Origin of the sequence: Mesorhizobium sp. M4B.F.Ca.ET.203.01.1.1, assembly GCF_004791025.1 — a bacterium.
In the GTDB taxonomy this organism is placed as follows: domain Bacteria; phylum Pseudomonadota; class Alphaproteobacteria; order Rhizobiales; family Rhizobiaceae; genus Mesorhizobium; species Mesorhizobium abyssinicae.
This window is the reverse complement of the sequence record NZ_SRUO01000001.1, coordinates 104,299-123,276: the sequence shown is the minus strand read 5'-3', so window position 1 is coordinate 123,276 and position 18,978 is coordinate 104,299. Positions and strand designations below refer to the sequence as shown.

The following is an 18,978-nucleotide window of genomic DNA, read 5'->3' as shown; positions in this document are numbered from 1 at the left end:
AGCGGAGCCTTGCGGCAGACAGGCATTCTTCCCGATCAGGACATTTCCGCGCTGTTCCAGTCCGGCGCGCTGAAGTCGCCGCGCGTGCTCGATGCCGACCAGATCCAGCCGGCCAGCCTCGACCTCAGGCTGGGCGACAAGGCGTTCCGCGTGCGCGCTTCCTTCCTGCCCGGCCCCGATCATCTGGTGGCCGACAAGCTCGACCGGCTGAAGCTGCACGAGATCGATCTCGTCGACGGTGCTGTGCTGGAGACGGGCTGCGTCTATATCGTGCCGCTGCTGGAAGGCCTGGCATTGCCCTCGGACGTGTCCGCTTCGGCCAATCCGAAGAGCTCGACCGGACGGCTCGACATCTTCACCCGGGTGATGACTGATCGCGGCCACGAGTTCGACAAGATCGCCGCCGGCTATCATGGCCCGCTCTATCTCGAAGTCAGCCCGCGCACCTTCCCGATCGTCGTGCGCGCCGGCTCGCGCCTGTCGCAGATACGCTTCCGTACCGGCAATGCGCTGCTGTCGGAAAGCGAGTTGCGCGATCTCCACCATGCCGAGATGCTGGTCGCCACCGAGCCGCCCAACATTTCCGGCGGCGGCATCGCGCTGTCGATCGATCTCGACGGCGACAAGGACGGGCTGGTCGGCTATCGCGGCAAGCACCACACCGGCCTCGTCGATGTCGACAAGCGCGCCGCGCAGGACGTCGTCGACTTCTGGGAGCCGCTCTACAAGAGCGGCGCCGGCGAGTTGGTGCTCGATCCCGACGAGTTCTACATCCTGGTCAGCCGCGAGGCGGTGCATGTGCCGCCGCTCTACGCCGCCGAGATGACGCCCTTCGATCCGCTGGTCGGCGAATTCCGCGTTCACTATGCCGGCTTCTTCGATCCGGGCTTCGGCCATTCGGCGGCCGGCGGCACCGGCAGCCGGGCGGTGCTCGAAGTGCGCAGCCACGAGGTGCCGTTCATCCTCGATCACGGCCAGATCGTCGGGCGGCTGGTCTACGAGCACATGCTGAAGCGGCCGCAGGCGCTTTACGGCACCGACCTTGGCTCCAACTACCAGGCGCAGGGCTTGAAGCTCTCCAAGCATTTCCGCGCCGCGCGCTGACCCGTCGCCCGCGTCAGACTCCGCTTGCCCGGTCCCGCGCGCCATGCTTGGCTGGCGCCACCGGTCCAGAACCTGACAGAGGGAGACGAAAATGCAGATATCCAGATGGATCCTATCGGCAGCCGCTGCCGCCATGCTGACGCTCGGCGCCGGCGCCTTGTCGGCGCAGGCCGCCGAAAAGATCAAGATCGGCACCGAGGGCGCCTATCCGCCGTTCAACACCATTACGCCGGACGGCAAGGTCGAGGGCTTCGATATCGACATCGCCAATGCGCTGTGCGCGCAGATGAAGGTCGAATGCGAGATCGTCACCCAGGACTGGGATGGCATCATTCCGGCCCTCCAGGCCAAGAAATTCGACGCCATCATCGCCTCGATGAGCATCACCGAGGAACGCAAGAAGCAGGTCGCCTTCACCCACAAATACTATACGACGCCGCTTGCGCTGGTCGCGCCGAAGGACAGCGAACTGACCTCGACCGACCCGGCGGCGCTCGCCGGCAAGACGGTGGGCGCCCAGGCATCGACCACCCAGGCCGACTTCGCCCAGGACGTCTACGGCAAGGCCGGCGCCGAAGCCAAGCTCTATCCGACCCAGGAAGAGGCGATCACCGATCTCCAGAACGGTAGGCTCGATGCCGTCATCTCGGACAAGTTCGTGCTGGTGGACTGGCTGAAGAAGTCGAGCGACGGCTGCTGCAAGCTGGTCGGCGACGTCAAGGGCACCGAGACGGAAGCCGGCATCGCCGTGCGTCTCGAAGACACCGCGCTGCGCGACAAGCTCAACGCGGCGATCGACGCCATCGTCGCCGACGGCACCTACAAGAAGATCCAGGCTAAGTACTTCGACTTCGATATTTATTGAGGTTGGAGCTGCCGCAGGCCTTGCCTTCTCCCCTTGTGGGAGAAGGTGGATCGGCGCGCAGCGTCGAGACGGATGAGGGGTAGGTGACGGATCACCCGTCTTTGCCAAGCTGGAGCACCCCTCATCCGACCTCGCTTCGCGAGGCCACCTTCTCCCACAAGGGGAGAAGGAGAATGCGCTCAAAGCGCCTTCACCGCCACCTTCACCGGCTTCTCGATTTCCAGCGGGTTGCGCAGCGGCAGGCCGAAATCGCTCGCCTCGATCTCGAAAGTATCGCCCGCCTCGGTCTTGACGCCATCGGCGAAGGAGAGCGTCGCGGTGCCGAACATGTGCACATGCACGTCGCCTGGCTGGCGGAAGGCCGAATATTTGAAGTGGTGATGCTCGAGATTGGCGATGGTGTGCGACATGTTCGCCTCGCCCGACAGGAACGGCTTTTCCCATAGCAGCTTGCCGTCGCGCCAGATGCGCGATGAGCCCCTGATGTCCGCCGGCAGGTCGCCGATCAGGATCTCCGGTCCGAACGAGGCGTTGCGCAGCTTGGAGTGCGCGAGGAACAGGTAGTTCACGCGCTCGGTGACGTGGTCGGAGAATTCGTTCGACAAAGTGAAGCCGACGCGGAACGGCGCGCCGTCGTCGCCGATGACGTAGATGCCGGCGATCTCCGGCTCCTCGCCGGCGTCCTGCGCGAAGGCGGGCGACATCAGCGCGGCGCCCGGCGCCACCGCCATCGTGCCGTTGCCCTTGTAGAACCATTCCGGCTGGACGCCGATCTGGCCTTTCGCCGGCTTGCCGCCTTCCAGCCCCATGCGGAACATCTTCATGGAATCGGTGAGCTGCTCCTCGCCGTCGCTGCTCAGCTTCTTGTGCATGGAATCGCGGGTCGCGGCGGAGCCGAGATGCGTCAGGCCGGTGCCGGTGAGATGCAGATGCGCCGGATCCGGATGATTGATCGGCGACACCACCCGGCCTTTCTTGTAGGCGGCGTCGAGGTCGATGGTTTCGCCAAGACCCTTGCGCTCGATCAGCGCCACGAGGCCGGTGCCGGTGCGCGCCGCCTCCATCGCCAGCGAATAGACGCTGCGGGCGCCGTTGATGATCCGGGTCTTGCCGCCGTTGCGGGCGACGACGCGGATCGTCTCGGCGTCGTCGAGGATCTGGGAGATCAGCATGATGAACCCTCTCTCTTTTGCCTTGGCCCGGCCGCCGATCGGCAGACCTTGACCGTCGCGGCCCGGAACGGTTCCGCGCCACGGTTGAAACTGCTCGTCCGGATTGCGCTCGCGAGCCCCGGTCCTCAGGGACTTCTTGGCGCCGGCGGGTTGCCGGCAGCATCGCGATCTAGACCCGTATGCCTCCTGCCTTCCTCGCCTGGAGCGGTTCGGCTTTGAGCTGCCGACCCGCTCCCAATATTTTGTCTCTGCGCAATCCCGAGGGAAAACCGCTATGCGCTTTTCCCGGAATTGCTTCCTGTCAGGCCTTGTTCTTGTTGTAGACGTCGAAGATCACGGCGCCGAGCAGCACCAGGCCCTTGACCACCTGCTGCCAGTCGACATTGACGCCCATGATCGACATGCCGTTGTTCATGACGCCCATGATGAAGCCGCCGACTACGGCGCCGATGACCTGTCCGACGCCGCCCATCGCCGAGGCGCCGCCGATGAAGACGGCCGCGATGACGTCGAGCTCGCTGCCGAGGCCGGCGGCGGGCACCGCCTGGCCGAGGCGCGCCGCGATGATCAGGCCGCCGAGCGCCGACAGCACGCCCATGTTGATGAACACCAGCAGCGTCAGCCGCTCGGTGTTGATGCCCGAGAGCTGCGCCGCCTTGGCGTTGCCGCCCATCGCATAGATGCGGCGGCCGATGGTCATGCGCTTGGTGACGAAGACGAACAGCGAGATCAGCACGCCCATCACCAGCAGCACCACCGGCAGGCCCCTGTAGCTCGCGAACTGGACGACCAGGAACAGCGCCAGCGCGCTGCCGACCAGGGTCTTGATGACGAACAGCGGGAAGGGTTCGGCCTCATAGCCGTGACGCTCACGCTTGCGGCGGGCCCGCAGCCCGAAATAGGCATAGGCGAGCACCGCGATCAGTCCGAGCACGATCGTCGTCATGTGCAGCGTAAGGCCGCTGCCGAGGATGGTCTTGCCGGCGGCATTCACCGTCGGCGGGATTAGCGTCAGCGGGCCGATCACGTCGGGAATGAAGCCCGAGCTCAGCGCCTTGAAGCTGTCGGGAAGCGGGCCGACCGAGGAGCCGCCGCCCAGCAGCGCCTGGCAGATGCCGCGGAAGATCAGCATGCCCGCCAGCGTCACGATGAAGCTCGGTATCCGGTGATAGGCGATCCAGTAGCCTTGTGCTGCGCCTATGGCGCCGCCGACGATCAGGCAGATGATTGACACCACCAGCGGATTGCTGAGCGGGCCGAGCGGCCAGATGACCATCATCATCGCCGCCAGCGCCCCGATGAAGCCCGCCACCGAACCGACGCTGAGGTCGATGTGGCCGGACACGATGACCAAGAGCATGCCCAGCGCCATCACGATGATGAACGAGTTCTGCTGCACAAGGTTGGAGAGGTTGACCGGTTTGAACAACGTTCCCGAGGTCGTGTACTGGAAGAACAGCATGATGACGATCAGCGCGATGATCAGGCCGTATTCGCGCAGGTTCGTCGTCAGCGCCGAGACGGCGATGCGCGGACCCTGCTTGACGTCTTCGGCTGCGCCGCTCTGCGGCGCGGGAGCGCTTTCTGTGCTCATGATGCTTTTTTTCCTTCTCCGCGAACGATGGCGCGCATGATCTTTTCCTGGCTGGCGTCGCTTGCCGCCATTTCGCCGACCATTCGCCCTTCGTTCATGACATAGATGCGGTCGGTGATGCCGAGCAGCTCCGGCATTTCCGACGAGATGACGATGATCGCCTTACCCTCGGCGGCGAGACGGGCGATGATCGTATAGATTTCGTACTTGGCGCCGACGTCGATGCCGCGCGTCGGCTCGTCGAGGATGAGCAGTTCCGGGTCGGCGAACAGCCATTTCGACAGCACCACCTTCTGCTGGTTGCCGCCCGAAAGATTGCCGGTCAGCTGATAGACGCTGGACGCGCGGATGTTGGTCTTCTTGCGATAGTCGTTGGCGACGCTCATTTCGCGCATGTCGTCGATGACGCCGCGGCTCGAGACGCCGCCCAGATTGGCCAAAGTCACATTGTGCTTGATATGGTCGATCAGGTTGAGGCCGTAGGTCTTGCGGTCCTCGGTGACATAGGCGATGCGGTTCTCCACCGCCTTGCTCACCGACGAAATGTCGATCGGCTTGCCTTCGAGCAAAACCTCGCCGGTGATGTGCCGGCCATAGGAGCGCCCGAACAGGCTCATCGCGAATTCGGTGCGGCCGGCGCCCATCAGCCCCGCGATGCCGACCACTTCGCCCTTGCGCACATTGAGGTTGACGTTCTTGATCACCTGCCGCTCGGCGTGGATCGGATGGTAGACCGACCAGTCCTTGACCTCGAAGACGACCTCGCCGATCTGCGGCTCGCGCGGCGGATAGCGGTCGTCGAGCGAGCGGCCGACCATCGAGGTGATGATGCGGTCTTCGCTGATGTCTTTCCTGGGCAAGGTCTCGATGGTGCGTCCGTCGCGGATCACCGTGACCTTGTCGGCGACCCGGTTCACCTCGTTCAGCTTGTGCGAGATCAGGATCGAGGTCATGCCCTGGCGCTTGAACTCGAGCAGAAGGTCGAGCAGCGCCTGGCTGTCCTTTTCGCTGAGCGAAGCCGTCGGTTCGTCGAGGATCAGCAACTTCACTTCCTTGCTCAGCGCCTTGGCGATCTCGACCAGCTGCTGCTTGCCGACGCCGATATTTGTGATGAGCGTCTTGGGGTCTTCCTTGAGGCCGACCTTGTCGAGCAGCGCCTTGGTGCGCTTCTCGTTGGCGTTCCAGTCGATGACGCCATAGGTCGCGTGCTCGTTGCCGAGGAAGATGTTCTCCGCGATCGAGAGCATCGGCACCAGGGCGAGCTCCTGGTGGATGATGACGATGCCGATGTGCTCGCTGTCATGGATGCCCTTGAAGTGGCATTCCTGGCCGCGAAAGACGATGTCGCCCTCATAGGTGCCGGACGGATAGACCCCCGACAGCACCTTCATCAAGGTCGATTTGCCGGCGCCGTTCTCGCCGACGATGGCGTGGATCTCTCCTTCCTCGACGCTGAGGTTGACGTTCGACAGCGCCTTCACGCCGGGGAACGTCTTGGTGATGTCGCGCATCTCCAAAATCGTCGAGGTCATCGGGAAATAAACTCCTACCAGGTCGGCAAAAACAATACCGGTCCCGCTGGTTAACGAAAAGGGGCCCTGCGTTGCGCAGGACCCCTGTCTTTGCAACCGAAATTACTTCAGTTCGTCGGCCTTGATGTAGCCGGAATCGACGACCTGCGCCTGGTAGTTCGACTTGTCGACGTCATGCGGCGTCAGCAGGATCGAGGGAACGACCTTGACGTCGTTGTTGTAGGTCTTTTCGTCGAGTCCGTCCGGCTTGCCGCCGGAGAGCACCTTGTCGACCAGCTGCACGGTGGCCTTGGCCAGTTCGCGGGTGTCCTTGAACACGGTCGAGTACTGCTCGCCCGAGATGATCAGCTTGACCGAGGCGGTCTCGGCATCCTGGCCGGTCACGATCGGCCAGGGCTGAGCGTCGGTGCCGTAGCCGACGGCGCGCAGCGAGGCGGTGATGCCGCGCGACAGGCCGTCATAGGGCGACAGAACGCCATCGACGCGGCTGCCGTCCGAGTAGTTGGCCGAGAGCAGGTTGTCCATGCGCGCCTGGGCGGTGGCGGCGAGCCAGCGCAGCGTGCCGACCTTGTCCATGCCGGTCTGGCCGGACTTGATCTTGATCGAGCCGTCGTCGATCAGCGGCTGCAGGACGGAGATGGCGCCGTTGTAGAAGAAGAAGGCGTTGTTGTCGTCCGGCGAGCCGCCGAACAGCTCGACGTTCCACGGCTTGGTGTTCGGGAAGCGCTCCTTGAGACCCTTGACCAGGGAATTCGCCTGGATCACGCCGACGCCGAAATTGTCGAAGGTGGTGTAGTAGTCGACGTTGGCGGTCTTCTTGATCAGGCGGTCATAGGCGACGACGACGACGCCGGCGTCGTTGGCCTTCTGCAGCGCGTCGGCCATGGTGGTGCCGTCGATCGAGGCGATGATCAGCGCCTTCGGGCCCTTGGTGATTTCGTTTTCCAGCTGGCTGAGCTGGTTCGGAATGTCGTCCTGCGCGTACTGCAGGTCGACGGTGTAGCCGAGAGCCTCGAGCTGCGACTTGACGGCATCGCCGTCATTGATCCAGCGCTGCGAGGTCTTGGTCGGCATCAGCACGCCGACAAGGCCTTCGCCGGCATGCGCCGGCAGCGTCATGGCCGCGATGCCAAGGGCCGCCACGGCGGCCAGTGTCTTGATGATTTTCACAGTAACTCTCCCTGGTTGATGGACGCGACACCTCGGGGCTTCGCGGGCCGCGCAGGCGAGCAGAAGCGCAAGCTGCGCTGCTGTCGTCTATCGATCTCCGGTATCCTCCCAATCGGCCCCGCGACGCTGATTTCGATCGACACGATCTCCCTCGTCATCGACCGTCATGCCACGGGACGCGCGAAGGGTGTGTCCCTTTGACATAACTGTCAAATGCGATCTTTGATGGTTGCTATACCGAAACTGGTATATAGCGAAAGTCGACGAAGGCGTCGCGGGAGCGGAGACAAAGCATGGCGGCACTGCGCAATCCTGATGGCGTATCAGGCACTTACGACGAACTTCCGGGCGACGGCGAAACGCTTCTGCGCAGCGGGCTCAGCCTGCGCCACATGCGCATGATCGCAGCGCTTGACGATCACGGCCGGGTAAGCGCCGCCGCCCAGGTGATGAACATCTCACAGCCGGCCGCCTCGCGCATGATTTCGGAGATGGAGGCGGTGCTCGACGTCAAGCTTTGCGAGCGGCTGCCGCGCGGCATCACGTTGACGCCTTACGGCAAGGCGCTGGCCAGGCGCGCGCGCTCGATCCTGCTCGAGATGCGCGAGGCCGACCGAGAGATCTCCGAGCTCAAGGCAGGCAAGGGCGGGTCGGTGTTCCTGGGCGCGGTGACGGCGCCGGCGATCGAGCTGGCGGTGCCGGCGATTCGCGAAATCCGCCGCCTCTATCCGCGCATCGAGATCACCATGCAGGTCGAGACCTCGAATGTGCTGGCACGCGAGTTGATCGCGTCGCGCCACGACTTCATCATCGCGCGCATTCCCGACGACCTCAATCCGCGCCTGTTCGAATCGCGCGTCATCGGCGTCGAGAAGGCCTGCCTGATCGTGCGTCGCGGCCACCCGCTGAGCAAGGGCAAGGCGGTGCGGCTCGAGGAGACCGCCGCTTACGACTGGGTCTTCCAGTCCGGCGGCTCGCCGCTGCGCCAGGCGATGGAAAGCAATTTCCTGAACCGCAACATCGCGCTCCCGGACCGCATCCTCAACACCAGCTCGCTGCTGCTCACTCTGGTCATGGTGGCGCAGTCCGACGCCATCGCGCCGGTGTCGATTCAGGTAGCGAAATTCATCCAGAATCCCGAAGGGCTGGCCGGCGCCATCGACGTCGTCCAGACCGAGTTCGACATCGAGGTCCGGCCCTACAGCCTGATCACGGCGAAGAACCGCGTGCTGTCGCCGGCAGCCAAGATGCTGCACGATTTCATCCTGCGCGAAGTGGGATGACGGCCGCTGGCGCAGTCGCTACGGCGCTGGGCTGACCCGCCCCGGCCGCCGACGGCGCCATCCTCCCTCGCGCATGTTCAAAACCCAAAATCCACCCTTTACAAGTCGCGGGCCCGGATTCCAACGTTGCGTCGGGGTGGGGGCTCTCCAGCGATGGCTTTCAAGAAACTGCGAATCCTGCTCGGCCTGAAGGCCGACCCAAACGCAATTCCGGCGCATGCCAGGATCGGCCGCCACTCCAAGAGCCTGGACGGGCATTCGTTCTTCAACTGCACCGAACAGTCGCCGGTCGAAATCGGCTCGTTCTGCGCGATCGCTCCCGGCGTCCGCTTCTTCTGCCAGGCAAACCACCCGACGGACACGGCGGCGAACTACGCGCTGCAGCACCAGCTATTCAAGACCAAGTCGACCTTCGAATATCTGCGCACGAACGGCCCGATCAAGCTCGGCCATGATGTCTGGATCGGCACCGACGCCATCGTCCTGTCCGGCGTCACCATCGGCGACGGCGCCGTGATTGCCGCCCGCAGCGTGGTGGCCAGGGACGTTCCGCCCTACGCCATCGTCGGCGGCAATCCGGCAAGGATCATCAAATACCGGTTCCCGGACCAGACGATCGCCGCCATGCAGAAAATCCGCTGGTGGGACTGGCCGACCGAAAGGCTGATGCGGGAGAAGGCGGCCTTCGACCTGCCGGCCGAACAATTCGTCGCGCGCTTCCTGGCGCCTCCCTCGCCGTAGAGCGCCCCCTCTCGGGGAACCGTGCTCGCGCGAGTGTAACACACCGATCGGAAGATTGATGAGCGATGCCTAATGTTAACCATCCTGATCTAGCGTAGACGCCCGCGAGACAAACGCGAGAACGAGAACACAGGATGAAAACCGATCTGCCGCCCGTAAAGCCTGGATGGACGTTGAAGACCATGGCGGTTGGGCTCTTCGCCGCCATCCTGACGGCGTTGCCCGCGAAGGCCGAGACGGTCGGCGACAATCCCGGTGGCCAGATCATAAGCTTCGCGCTGCACGTTGCCGAATTGCGCGCCGCCGACGAGCAGGTGAGCTTTGAAGGGGCGTGCGACAGCGCCTGCACACTCTATCTGTCGCTGCCCGTCGAGCAGCTTTGCGTGAGCCCGCACGCCTCCTTCGGCTTCCATCTACCTTACGGCGTCGGCGGCCGGCAGAATGCGGCCGCCGCCAACTATCTGATCTCGCAATATCCCGACTGGGTCCGGCAATGGATCGAGGAACATGGCGGCCTGTCGCACACCATAGTGCGGATGGAGGCCGACGAGGTGGCAAAGCACCTGCCCCTGTGCGGGGTGCTGGCAAACAGCCAGCGGCCCGCGGCCGGATATGGCAAGTTCCATGCAAGCTGATTGATTTTGCTGGAGCGGGTAGCGGGAATCGAACCCGCGCGTTCAGCTTGGGAAGCTGACAGGCTACCATTACATCATACCCGCGCGCGCCCTCGTTACCATGAGGGCCGGGCATCGGGCAATCGCCAAAGCCGCGCCCTGACGACAACAGCGCTTTTGACGCCGGCGCCGCGCGTGCTAGAAGCGCGTGCGCTTTGCGAATCGGCGGCTGTTCACCTGCCATCGCAAGCACGGCGCGAGGGTGGGGACCCGGCTTGGAATTCAGCATACGCAAGAGAAAACGGGCCTCCGGGGCCAGGAAGATATTTGCGCCGGAAGATTTCAAATTCCTGCTGCAGCTTCCTGCCTTCGCGATTGTTTCCTGTCTTGTTCCTGAGCGGGGATGGCAAGCGGTTTGCCGGTCCATGGAGCGGCTCGGGAGCGTATCGTTCGCCGCACAGGACAGCGGGGTCCTGCAGACCCTTCGTTCGTTCGGACTGGCCGGCGATGACGATCTGCGCCGCGTCCGCGCGACGCGCCACGAGCATCACATTCAGATCATGCGCGAGCGGCTCGGTGGGTGGAACCCGGCCATTGCGCTGCAAGGCATCGAGCATCTCGAAGCCGCGCAAAATGCAGGCCATGGCGCGGTGCTGTGGATCGCGCATTTCAGCTTCAATGCGCTGGCGGCGAAGATCGCCTTCGCCAGGGCCGGGTTCGAGGTGTTTCACGTCAGCCGGCCAGAGCATGGCTTCACCAAGTCGCGTTTCGGCATCCGCTTCCTGAACCCGATCAGGATTGGCGCGGAGCTGAGATACGCCGCCGGCCGCGTCGTCATCGACCGCGCCGACCCAGCTGCCAGCATGAACGAGGCCCGTCGGTTGCTTCGCGCCAACAAGTTCGTTTCAATAACCGCCGGAGCCTGGGAGGGCGAAGTGCTGGTCACGGCGCGAATAGGCGAATCGGGCATCGAAGTGGCCAGCGGTGCGCCCCGGCTGGCCAGGATCGCCGGCGCTCCGCTGTTGCCGGTCTTTGTCGGGCGCGACGACAGCACCGGCCAACTGCACGTGGTCGTCGAGCGGCCGATCGATCTCGCCCGCCATCGGGACAAGGCCGAGATGATCCAAGGCGCCGCGCAGGAGTTTGCAGATCGGCATCTGCCCTATTTGCAAAGCTGGCCGCACCAGTGGCGCGACTGGGAGAAACTGACGGCGTTCACCCCGCGCTGACGATCGAGAGCTCATGCCGCTATTCAGCATTCTCATAACCGACGATCGGAGCGCTGAGCTTCCCGAACGGGTCAGCGAGAACATCCGGTCGTTCAAGGCCGCCCATCCGGGCGAGGAGCATGTCCTGTTCGGGGAAGCGGAATTGAGTGAGTTCATCGCGGCGCATTTCGACGCCGAGGTGCTGTCGGCTTTCCGCACCCTGCGTCCCTACACCTACAAGGCAGACCTCGCCAAATACTGCCTGCTCTACGAACGGGGCGGCGTCTACGCCGACCTTTCCTATGAATTCCTGCGCGGCGTTCCGCGCGACCAGGGCCGCCTGTCGGTGTTTCGCGACTTCCTGAGCTCGACGCCATGGGACACCAGCCTCGGCGTGGTCGCCGCCCCCATGCGCCACAGGGCCATGGCCAAGGCCATCGAGCTGGTCTGCGCCAATGTCAAACGCGAATATTACGGCCCGACCGCCTTGTGCCCGACCGGCCCGACGCTGTTCGGCAAGGCCATCGCCATGACCTGCGATCCGGAGGACCTCGTCGTCGGAGAAGCGGTCAAGTTGACGCTGCCGCCAGGCGAACCGGGGCAGAAGCCGAGCCATTGCCTTCGGCACGGCAAGGAAGTGGTGGCGATCAAACGCAAGCGGGGTGGCGGGCCGGTGTCGGAGCTCGGCATCGGCGGCGGCAACCGCTACAACCGGCTCTGGCGCTACCGGGAAGTCTATCGCGAACGGCCGCCATGGGCCCGCATCTTGCGCTGGCGGTTTTGGTGAGCGTGGCCGTTGCCGGCATCCCGCCGGCTTGATGCCGGACGGGCAAGTGCGTATTTCTGGGATCGAACCCCCGAATCGGGGCGGCCGAAACGTGGAGACGGAACTTGTCCGCACTGACGCGCTTTCTCGGTGACTCACCGCTCCGGGTGCTGATCAAGCTGCTTGTGGTCTCGTTCCTCGTCGGCCTTGTGATGCACGCCTTCGGCTGGTCGCCGATGGACGTCTACTACGGCATCCGCCAGTTCTTCCTCGACCTGTGGAATCTCGGCTTCCATGCCATCGACCGTTTCCTCGGCTACATCCTCTTGGGCGCGGCGATTGTCGTGCCGGTCTTCATCCTGCTCAGGATAGCCAGCTACAGGAAGTGATCTCAGGCGAAGCCTGACGCCACCTCGAACAGGATGGCGTGGCGAGCGGCAAGCGCCGGCACGTCCGTCGAATAGCCGCCGCCGATGACACCGCAGATCGGCATCCCGAGCCGGCGAAAATGGCGGACCACCATCGTATCGCGGGCTCGCAGGCCGTCGTCGCTGAGCGACAGCCGGCCCAGCCTGTCCTCGGCATGGACGTCGACGCCGGCATTGTAGAAGACGATGTCCCAGCGCGCTCTGGCCGACAGGTCCGGCAGGATGCCGCCGAGCCTGTCGAGATAGGCCGCGTCGCCGGTGCCGTCGGGCAGCGCGACGTCGAGATCGGAAGCGATCTTGCGCACCGGATAGTTGCGCTCGCCATGCATGGAAAAGGTGAACGCGCGAGGTTCATCTTTCAGGATATCGGCCGTGCCGTCGCCCTGATGCACGTCGAGATCGACGATCAGGATGTTTCTAGCGGCACCTTCGGTGAGCAGCACCAGCGAGGCTACGGCGACGTCGTTGAAGGTGCAGAAGCCGGCGCCCTGCGCGCGCCGCGCATGGTGGCTGCCGCCGGCGGCGTTGCAGGCGATGCCATGCCTCAGCGCCAGCCGCGCCGCCAGCACCGTGCCGCCGGCGGCAAGCTGTGCCCTGAGCGAAACCCGCGGACCGACCGGAAAGCCGATCTCGCGCTCGATCCTTTCCGGCACCTGGCAGGCCAGGACCTGGTCTACATAGTCGGCCGTGTGCGCCAGCTTCAGCCACGATGCCGGCGCCGGCTCGGGCATGGCGAGCGCGTCGCGGCTCGCCAGTCCGCGCGCCTCCAGCGCCTGCATCAGCAGCGGGTACTTGCTCATCGGGAAGCGGTGGTTGACGGCGAAACCGGCGTCATAGCCGGGGTGGTGGACGATCTGCAGCGGCATGCCAGCTCCGGGATTCGGTTGGCCGACGCCGGATCGTGATTGCGCGGCACCGGCAAACTGGGGCACATCGGTCGTCCGATCAAGCCGCCCTGAGGACCAGGTCCTGGATCAGCTATCGACATCGGCCGCCGGCCGGTCTTTCGCCGTAACCAACCGCTCGGTGCTTGCCATCGCCGTGCCGATGACGCTTGCCTATCTGACGACGCCGCTGCTCGGCATCGTCGATACGGCGGTGGTCGGCCAGTTCGGCGACGCCGCCCTGCTCGGCGGCCTGGCGGCGGGCGCGCTTGCCTTCGACGTCGTCTTCACCACCTTCAATTTCCTGCGCTCCGGCACCACCGGTCTCGTCGCCCAGGCGTTCGGGCGCGGCGACGCACTGGAAGAGCAGGCGGTGCTCTGGCGCGCCGTGCTGATCGCCATCGTCGCCGGCATCGTGCTCGCCGCGCTTGCGCCCCTGATCGCAATAGGCGGGCAAAAGTTCATGGGCGCCGAGCCGCGCGTCAGCGAAGCGATGGCTGTTTATGTCCATATCAGGCTGCTCGCCGCGCCCTTCTCGCTGATCAACTACGCCATCCTCGGCTACGTGCTCGGGCGCGGCGAGGGCGGGCTTGGCCTGATGCTGCAGGCGGTGTTGAACGGCATCAACATCGCGCTTTGCTTCCTGCTCGGCCTGAAGCTCGGCTGGGGCGTCGCCGGCGTTGCCTGGGCGACCGTCACCGGCGAGTTCCTTGCCATGCTGCTCGGCCTCGCCATCGTCCTGCGTCGTTTCCGGAGGTTGGAGCGCCCCTCGCGCCAGCGCATCCTCGACCTGCCGGCCTACCGGCGCATGCTGTCGCTCAACCGCGACATCATGATCCGCTCCTTCTCGCTGCTCGCCGCCTTCGCGCTGTTCACCCGCCAGGGCGCGCAGTTCGGCACGGTGACGCTGGCTGCCAACGCGGTGCTGATGAACTTCTTCCTCATCGCCGGCTACTTCCTCGACGGCTTCGCCACCGCCGCCGAGCAGCTCGCCGGCCGCGCCATCGGCGCGGGCGCCGAAACGCCCTTCCGGCAAGCGGTGCGGCTCACCCTTTTCTGGGGTTTCGGCCTGTCGGGCGTCGCCACCGCCGTGCTGCTGCTGGCCGGTGTCGATCTCGTCGGCCTGATCACGACATCGCCCGAGGTCCGCTTGGTTGCCGACACCTATCTGCCGTGGGCGGCGTTCACCGCGCTCAGCGGCGTGCTGGCGTTCCAGATGGACGGCGTCTTCATCGGCGCCACCTGGTCGCGCGACATGCGCAACATGATGCTGTTGTCGTTCCTTGCCTTCAGCGCCGCGCTGCTCACCCTGGCGCCAACCTTCGGCAACAGCGGGCTCTGGGCGTCGCTGCACGTCTTCCTGCTGGTGCGCGGCTTCAGCCTGCTGACGATCCTGAGGCTCAGGGTGCGCGAGGCTTTCAGCTGAGCGGCTTCGACGCCCAGCGGTCGAGGCTGCTGTCGCGCAAATCGCGCAGCGATGTCAGCCCTTCCTTCGCGGCAAACCGCGCCATGCCGGCGATGATGCGACCCGGCAGTGAAGGCCCGGCATAGATCATGCCGGTGTAGAGTTGCACGAGGTCGGCGCCGGCGCGGATCTTTTCCAGCGCCGTCTCGGCGGAATCGACGCCGCCGACGCCGATGATGGCGATCTCCGGACCGAGCAGTCTGCGCATCCTGGCCAGCACCGCGGTCGAGCGCTCGAACAGCGGCTTGCCTGAGAGTCCACCGGTCTCGCCGGCGACCGCCGAGCTGCGCAGCCCCGCCCGCGCCAGCGTCGTGTTGGAGACGATGACGCCGTCGATCTGCTTGTCGGCCACCTCGGCGGCGATGTCTTCCAGTTCCGCCTCGACAAGATCGGGCGCGATCTTGAGGAGGACCGGCGGCTTTGCCGAAGCCGACGCCCGCGCCGCCATGACGCGCGCCAGCAGCTCGCCGAGCTGCGCACGCGCCTGCATGTTGCGCAGGCCCGGCGTGTTGGGTGAGGAGATGTTGACCGTGAGATAGCTTGCGTAAGGCGCGAAGCGCGTGACGCCGCGTTCGTAGTCGCCGATGCGGTCGGCGCTGTCCTTGTTGGCGCCGATGTTGACGCCGACGATGCCTGCACGGCCCTTGCGGGCGGCAAGGCGTCTCTCGGCGGCATCGTGACCTTCATTGTTGAAGCCCAGCCGGTTGATCACCGCCTCGTCCGCCGTCAGCCGGAAGATGCGCGGCTTCGGGTTCCCGGCCTGCGGCAGCGGCGTGACGGTGCCGACCTCGGCGAAGCCGAAGCCGAGGCCAAGCAGCGCGTCCGGCACTTCGGCATTCTTGTCGTAGCCCGCCGCCATGCCGAGCGGGTTCGGGAAATCGAGGCCTGCGACGCGCAGCTTCAGCCGCTCGTCGCGCGGCGGGCGCGAGGTGACCGGCAGGCCACATCTCAACGCGGCGATCGACAGGCCATGCGCCGTTTCCGGATCGAGCGTGAACAGAACCTTTTGGCCGATCCGGTCGAGCAGGCTCATTCGGCCTCCAGCGCGGGAAACTCGTGCCGGCCGTCGGCGCCGAGCGGCAAGGGGCGGACCCAAAGCACCGCCGAGAGATCGAGCGGCGCATAGAGATGCGGGAACAGCGCGCCGCCGCGCGACACCTCGTATTTCAGCGCTTCGCCGAGGCGCTCGCCATCGATGGCGACAAGCAGCAGGCCGGTCTGGCCGGCAAAATGCTTCGCCGCCGTCTCTCGCACCTGATCGGCGGTCGAGAAATGGATGAAGCCGTCGGCGATGTCGATTGGCGCGCCGGTGAAGCGGCCGCTGCTCTCGGCCTCGCGCCAGAGCGCTTCGGGCGCGATCTTGTAGATAAACTGAGACATGGCTGCGCTATAGTCCGAACCAACCATGGGGGAAAGGGCACTTCCGAACTCTTCCCCATTTCAGGCGCAAACCTGTGATATTCTTGGCTCAACGGCTCATGGAGGACAAACAACATGCGTCTGCAGCATATACTGATCCCGGCGGCGCTTTGCTCGCTGGTCGCGGCATCCGCCTATTCGGAGGAGACCGATCGCTACCGGCTGGAGAAGTCGGCCAATGGCTATGTCCGCATGGACACCCAGACCGGCGCCATGTCGATCTGCGAGGAGCGCTCCGGCCAGCTCGTCTGCAAGACGGCGGCCGACGAGCGCGCCGCCTACCAGGACGAGATCGACAAGTTGCAGGCCTCGGTCAAGGCGTTGGACGAGCGTGTCGCCAAACTTGAGAACTCGCTTTCCGCCCGGCTCGAATCGCAGCTGCCGAGCGAAGAGGATTTCAACAAGACGATGGGCTACATGGAGCAGTTCTTCCGGACGTTTAAGGACATCGTCAAGGACATGGACAAGGAGAGCGGCGACGACGGCGCCAGGCTCAACCAGCAAAAGACCTGAGCGGCCGGCCTTTGCCGCTTGAAAACGGCCGATATCGCCGCATAATCGAACCGATCCCGTAAAAGCAGAACTAGCAAATGCCGGGATTCGGGAGGACTGTTTGCCGTCGGGTTACACCTTCGTCATCGCCGACGATCATCCGCTTTTTCGCGGCGCGCTGAAAGCGGCGCTTGTCGGCGTCGGTGACGTCGCCGCTATCCACGAGGCCGGCGATTTCGAAAGCGCCAAAGCGCTGGTCGTGGCCAATGAAGACATCGATCTGGTGCTGCTCGACCTGTCGATGCCGGGCGCCAGCGGCCTGTCCGGCCTGATCTCGCTGCGCGGCGTTCATCCGGCCGTGCCGCTGATCGTGGTCTCGGCGCATGACGATCCGGTGACGATCCGCCGCGCACTCGACCTCGGCGCCTCCGGCTTCATCTCCAAATCGGCCAGCATGGAGGAAATCCGCCGTGCCGTGCAGGCGGTGCTGGCCGGCGATATCGCCGCGCCCGTCGGCATCGATCTCGGCGTCGAGCGCGATCCCGAGATCTCTGACCTGATCAAGCGCCTGCAGGCGTTGACGCCGCAGCAGACGCGTGTGCTCGGCATGCTGGCCGAAGGCCTGCTCAACAAGCAGATCGCCTATGAGCTCGGCGTCTCCGAGGCGACGATCAAGGCGCATGTCTCGGCCATCCTGCAGAAGCTCGGCGTCGACAGCCGCACTCAGGCGGTGATCCAGCTTTCCCGGATCGGCGGCGACCCGCTGCAGCCTGCGAGCTGATTGGCGGGCGCCTGCCGTCGAAGCAGCATCAGCTGCTTGTACCGAGGCTTGTTCAACTGAGCCGCACGGACAGCTCGACATCGTCGCCGAAGGGGGTGGAGATGTAGCCCGATGCCGGCGAGCGCACGCGCTCCAGATATTCGGGTGAGAGGTCGGCATTGTCGGCGATGACCAGCGCGCCCGGTTTCAACCGGCTCTCGACCAGGCTCAAGATTTCCGGATAGAGCGCCTTGGCGCCATCCAGCAATAGAAGGTCTATCGCGTCGGGCAGGTCGGCCCTCAGCGTCTGCATCGCATCGCCCTCGCGGATTTCCACCAGGTCGATGAGGCCGCCCTCCGTCAGATTGGCCTTGGCGCGGACCACCTTGGACGGCTCGAACTCGGTGGTGATCAGGCGGCCGCCGCCATTGTCCCTGAGCGCCGCGGCAAGATAGAGCGTCGAGATGCCGAACGAGGTGCCGAACTCGATGATGACGCGCGCGCCGCTGCTGCGTGCCAGCATGTAAAGCAGCGTGCCGGTTTCCGGCGAAACAGCGAGCCACAAATCCCTCAGCCGCCCGTAGAGATCGACATACTCGGTCTTGCTGCGCAGCAGGCGTTCCCGCTCGTCGTGCGAGATGCCGGCCATTGCCGGGCTGGTTGCGGTCTCGGCTTCCTTGAACAGGCGGGCGAGCAGGGGTGCAAGCGGGGCGTTTGTGAGCGTGATCATCGAAGTCTCCAATCGAAAATGGCTGTGTTCTTGTGTTGTGCTGAAAATACGAATAATCCTTCAGGTTTCCAATTCGCATTACCCGGCCGCGCCATGACCGAACGCTCAAGCCATTCTATTTCCTCGCGAAAGCAGCCCAAGCAGGCTCGCGCGACGGAACTTGTTTCGGCGATCCTGGAGGCTGCTGTTCAGGTTCTGGCGAGTGAGGGCGCCCAGCGCTTCACCACCACGCGCGTGGCAGAAAGGGCCGGCGTGAGCGTCGGCTCGCTTTACCAATATTTCCCCAACAAGGCCGCGCTGCTGTTCAGGCTGCAGAGCGATGAATGGCGGCAGACGGGCGGTTTGCTGCGCACCATATTGGAGGACGACAAGCGGCCGCCGCTGGAGCGGATGCGCACGCTGGTCCATGCCTTTATCCGCTCGGAGTGCGAGGAAGCTGCCGTGCGCGTGGCACTCAATGACGCCGCCCCACTCTACCGCGACGCGCCCGAGGCGCACGAGGCAAGGGCCTCGGGTGAGCGCACCGTCCAGGTCTTCCTGCGCGAAGTTCTGCCCGGGACCCCGCAAGCAACCCAGGACCTGGCCGGCGATCTGATCACGATGACGTTGAGCGCGGCGGGAAAGGATTTTTCGGCAAGCCCGCGCACCGACGCGGAGATCGAAGCCTACGCCGATGCCATGGCCGACATGTTCTGCGCCTACATCGCAAGCCTTGGACACCGCTGAAACAGGGCTCGGCCTGTGTTGTAAG

At 64.7% G+C, this 18,978-nt stretch carries 20 protein-coding genes and 1 tRNA gene; 12 read left to right on the top strand and 9 right to left on the bottom strand.

Annotated elements, in window-relative coordinates:
• Positions 1–9 precede the first annotated feature (9 nt).
• Together EN846_RS00580 and EN846_RS00575 are read left to right on the top strand one after the other, a co-directional pair.
• Positions 10–1,104 carry a 2'-deoxycytidine 5'-triphosphate deaminase gene (locus EN846_RS00580; protein WP_127393685.1) on the top strand — a complete coding sequence of 365 codons (1,095 nt, stop codon included), beginning with the start codon at positions 10–12 and terminating at the stop codon, positions 1,102–1,104.
• A 91-nt stretch (positions 1,105–1,195) separates the two neighbouring features.
• The gene (locus EN846_RS00575; RefSeq protein ID WP_127309986.1) at positions 1,196–1,969 is read left to right on the top strand and encodes an ABC transporter substrate-binding protein; all 774 of its coding nucleotides are present in this window, start codon (positions 1,196–1,198) and stop codon (positions 1,967–1,969) included.
• 179 nt (positions 1,970–2,148) lie between these two features.
• Here EN846_RS00575 and araD1 read toward each other — a convergent pair whose 3' ends face one another.
• The 4 genes from araD1 to chvE form a co-directional block, all read right to left on the bottom strand.
• Positions 2,149–3,141 carry an AraD1 family protein gene (araD1, locus tag EN846_RS00570; protein WP_127393684.1) on the bottom strand — a complete coding sequence of 331 codons (993 nt, stop codon included), beginning with the start codon at positions 3,139–3,141 and terminating at the stop codon, positions 2,149–2,151.
• Between the two features lie 301 nt (positions 3,142–3,442).
• Complete coding sequence (mmsB, locus tag EN846_RS00565; protein ID WP_128345974.1) at positions 3,443–4,735, bottom strand: multiple monosaccharide ABC transporter permease; 1,293 nt, start codon at positions 4,733–4,735, stop codon at positions 3,443–3,445.
• A complete protein-coding gene (gene mmsA, locus EN846_RS00560; RefSeq protein ID WP_127286059.1) occupies positions 4,732–6,267 on the bottom strand; it encodes a multiple monosaccharide ABC transporter ATP-binding protein in 1,536 nt (511 codons plus the stop codon). The genes mmsB and mmsA overlap by 4 nt, the downstream gene beginning before the upstream one ends.
• Positions 6,268–6,369: 102 nt before the next feature.
• The gene (chvE, locus tag EN846_RS00555; protein ID WP_127286060.1) at positions 6,370–7,437 is read right to left on the bottom strand and encodes a multiple monosaccharide ABC transporter substrate-binding protein; all 1,068 of its coding nucleotides are present in this window, start codon (positions 7,435–7,437) and stop codon (positions 6,370–6,372) included.
• A 293-nt stretch (positions 7,438–7,730) separates the two neighbouring features.
• On the opposite strand from chvE, the gene EN846_RS00550 reads away from it, so the two are divergent.
• The 3 genes from EN846_RS00550 (at position 7,731) to EN846_RS00540 (ending at position 10,096) form a co-directional block, all read left to right on the top strand.
• Complete coding sequence (locus EN846_RS00550) at positions 7,731–8,720, top strand: LysR family transcriptional regulator (protein WP_128272426.1); 990 nt, start codon at positions 7,731–7,733, stop codon at positions 8,718–8,720.
• Between the two features lie 153 nt (positions 8,721–8,873).
• Positions 8,874–9,461 (top strand): CatB-related O-acetyltransferase, encoded by a 588-nt coding sequence (locus EN846_RS00545; protein WP_127393715.1) that lies wholly within the window; start codon positions 8,874–8,876, stop codon positions 9,459–9,461.
• A 134-nt stretch (positions 9,462–9,595) separates the two neighbouring features.
• Positions 9,596–10,096, top strand: a complete 501-nt coding sequence (locus tag EN846_RS00540; protein ID WP_127393714.1) for a hypothetical protein — start codon at positions 9,596–9,598, stop codon at positions 10,094–10,096.
• A 10-nt stretch (positions 10,097–10,106) separates the two neighbouring features.
• Here EN846_RS00540 and EN846_RS00535 read toward each other — a convergent pair.
• A tRNA-Gly gene (locus EN846_RS00535) sits at positions 10,107–10,180 on the bottom strand.
• A 110-nt stretch (positions 10,181–10,290) separates the two neighbouring features.
• Between EN846_RS00535 and EN846_RS00530 the strand changes: the two genes are divergently transcribed.
• The 3 genes from EN846_RS00530 (at position 10,291) to EN846_RS00520 (ending at position 12,438) form a co-directional block, all read left to right on the top strand.
• On the top strand, positions 10,291–11,304 hold the full coding sequence (locus EN846_RS00530; RefSeq protein ID WP_127393713.1) for a hypothetical protein: 1,014 nt from the start codon (positions 10,291–10,293) through the stop codon (positions 11,302–11,304).
• 13 nt (positions 11,305–11,317) lie between these two features.
• Positions 11,318–12,070, top strand: a complete 753-nt coding sequence (locus EN846_RS00525) for a glycosyltransferase (protein WP_127393712.1) — start codon at positions 11,318–11,320, stop codon at positions 12,068–12,070.
• Positions 12,071–12,174: 104 nt separating this feature from the next.
• A complete protein-coding gene (locus tag EN846_RS00520) occupies positions 12,175–12,438 on the top strand; it encodes a DUF6460 domain-containing protein (protein WP_127286066.1) in 264 nt (87 codons plus the stop codon).
• A gap of 2 nt (positions 12,439–12,440) precedes the next feature.
• On the opposite strand, the gene EN846_RS00515 is transcribed toward EN846_RS00520, so the two are convergent.
• Positions 12,441–13,343 carry a histone deacetylase gene (locus EN846_RS00515; RefSeq protein WP_128345972.1) on the bottom strand — a complete coding sequence of 301 codons (903 nt, stop codon included), beginning with the start codon at positions 13,341–13,343 and terminating at the stop codon, positions 12,441–12,443.
• A gap of 103 nt (positions 13,344–13,446) precedes the next feature.
• On the opposite strand from EN846_RS00515, the gene EN846_RS00510 reads away from it, so the two are divergent.
• Positions 13,447–14,787 carry an MATE family efflux transporter gene (locus tag EN846_RS00510; protein ID WP_189379497.1) on the top strand — a complete coding sequence of 447 codons (1,341 nt, stop codon included), beginning with the start codon at positions 13,447–13,449 and terminating at the stop codon, positions 14,785–14,787.
• Here EN846_RS00510 and EN846_RS00505 read toward each other — a convergent pair.
• Both EN846_RS00505 and EN846_RS00500 read right to left on the bottom strand, forming a co-directional pair.
• Positions 14,780–15,859, bottom strand: a complete 1,080-nt coding sequence (locus tag EN846_RS00505) for a quinone-dependent dihydroorotate dehydrogenase (protein WP_127393029.1) — start codon at positions 15,857–15,859, stop codon at positions 14,780–14,782. The two genes, EN846_RS00510 and EN846_RS00505, sit on opposite strands and share 8 nt — an antisense overlap.
• The gene (locus EN846_RS00500) at positions 15,856–16,206 is read right to left on the bottom strand and encodes a DUF952 domain-containing protein (protein ID WP_127393030.1); all 351 of its coding nucleotides are present in this window, start codon (positions 16,204–16,206) and stop codon (positions 15,856–15,858) included. Before EN846_RS00500 ends, EN846_RS00505 begins: the two co-directional genes overlap by 4 nt.
• A gap of 114 nt (positions 16,207–16,320) precedes the next feature.
• Between EN846_RS00500 and EN846_RS00495 the strand changes: the two genes are divergently transcribed.
• Positions 16,321–16,758, top strand: coding sequence for a hypothetical protein (locus tag EN846_RS00495; protein ID WP_127393031.1), 438 nt, complete (start codon positions 16,321–16,323; stop codon positions 16,756–16,758).
• 100 nt (positions 16,759–16,858) lie between these two features.
• Positions 16,859–17,518, top strand: a complete 660-nt coding sequence (locus EN846_RS00490) for a response regulator transcription factor (protein WP_127393032.1) — start codon at positions 16,859–16,861, stop codon at positions 17,516–17,518.
• A gap of 52 nt (positions 17,519–17,570) precedes the next feature.
• Here the strand turns inward: EN846_RS00490 and EN846_RS00485 are convergent, their stop codons facing one another.
• Entirely contained in the window at positions 17,571–18,227 is a 657-nt protein-coding gene (locus tag EN846_RS00485; protein ID WP_127393033.1) for an O-methyltransferase, read from the bottom strand.
• A gap of 93 nt (positions 18,228–18,320) precedes the next feature.
• Here EN846_RS00485 and EN846_RS00480 point away from each other — a divergent pair, with 93 nt between their 5' ends.
• Entirely contained in the window at positions 18,321–18,953 is a 633-nt protein-coding gene (locus EN846_RS00480; protein ID WP_127393035.1) for a TetR family transcriptional regulator, read from the top strand.
• Positions 18,954–18,978: the final 25 nt, after the last annotated feature.

What these genes read in the sequence shown, in the direction of transcription:
- EN846_RS00575 (WP_127309986.1), top strand. Translation starts at nt 1,196, where the DNA reads ATGCAGATATCCAGATGGATCCTATCGGCAGCCGCTGCCGCCATGCTG.
- araD1 (WP_127393684.1), bottom strand. Translation starts at nt 3,141, where the DNA reads ATGCTGATCTCCCAGATCCTCGACGACGCCGAGACGATCCGCGTCGTC.
- mmsB (WP_128345974.1), bottom strand. Translation starts at nt 4,735, where the DNA reads ATGAGCACAGAAAGCGCTCCCGCGCCGCAGAGCGGCGCAGCCGAAGAC.
- mmsA (WP_127286059.1), bottom strand. Translation starts at nt 6,267, where the DNA reads ATGACCTCGACGATTTTGGAGATGCGCGACATCACCAAGACGTTCCCC.
- EN846_RS00550 (WP_128272426.1), top strand. Translation starts at nt 7,731, where the DNA reads ATGGCGGCACTGCGCAATCCTGATGGCGTATCAGGCACTTACGACGAA.
- EN846_RS00545 (WP_127393715.1), top strand. Translation starts at nt 8,874, where the DNA reads ATGGCTTTCAAGAAACTGCGAATCCTGCTCGGCCTGAAGGCCGACCCA.
- EN846_RS00540 (WP_127393714.1), top strand. Translation starts at nt 9,596, where the DNA reads ATGAAAACCGATCTGCCGCCCGTAAAGCCTGGATGGACGTTGAAGACC.
- EN846_RS00525 (WP_127393712.1), top strand. Translation starts at nt 11,318, where the DNA reads ATGCCGCTATTCAGCATTCTCATAACCGACGATCGGAGCGCTGAGCTT.
- EN846_RS00515 (WP_128345972.1), bottom strand. Translation starts at nt 13,343, where the DNA reads ATGCCGCTGCAGATCGTCCACCACCCCGGCTATGACGCCGGTTTCGCC.
- EN846_RS00505 (WP_127393029.1), bottom strand. Translation starts at nt 15,859, where the DNA reads ATGAGCCTGCTCGACCGGATCGGCCAAAAGGTTCTGTTCACGCTCGAT.
- EN846_RS00500 (WP_127393030.1), bottom strand. Translation starts at nt 16,206, where the DNA reads ATGTCTCAGTTTATCTACAAGATCGCGCCCGAAGCGCTCTGGCGCGAG.
- EN846_RS00495 (WP_127393031.1), top strand. Translation starts at nt 16,321, where the DNA reads ATGCGTCTGCAGCATATACTGATCCCGGCGGCGCTTTGCTCGCTGGTC.
- EN846_RS00485 (WP_127393033.1), bottom strand. Translation starts at nt 18,227, where the DNA reads ATGATCACGCTCACAAACGCCCCGCTTGCACCCCTGCTCGCCCGCCTG.
- EN846_RS00480 (WP_127393035.1), top strand. Translation starts at nt 18,321, where the DNA reads ATGACCGAACGCTCAAGCCATTCTATTTCCTCGCGAAAGCAGCCCAAG.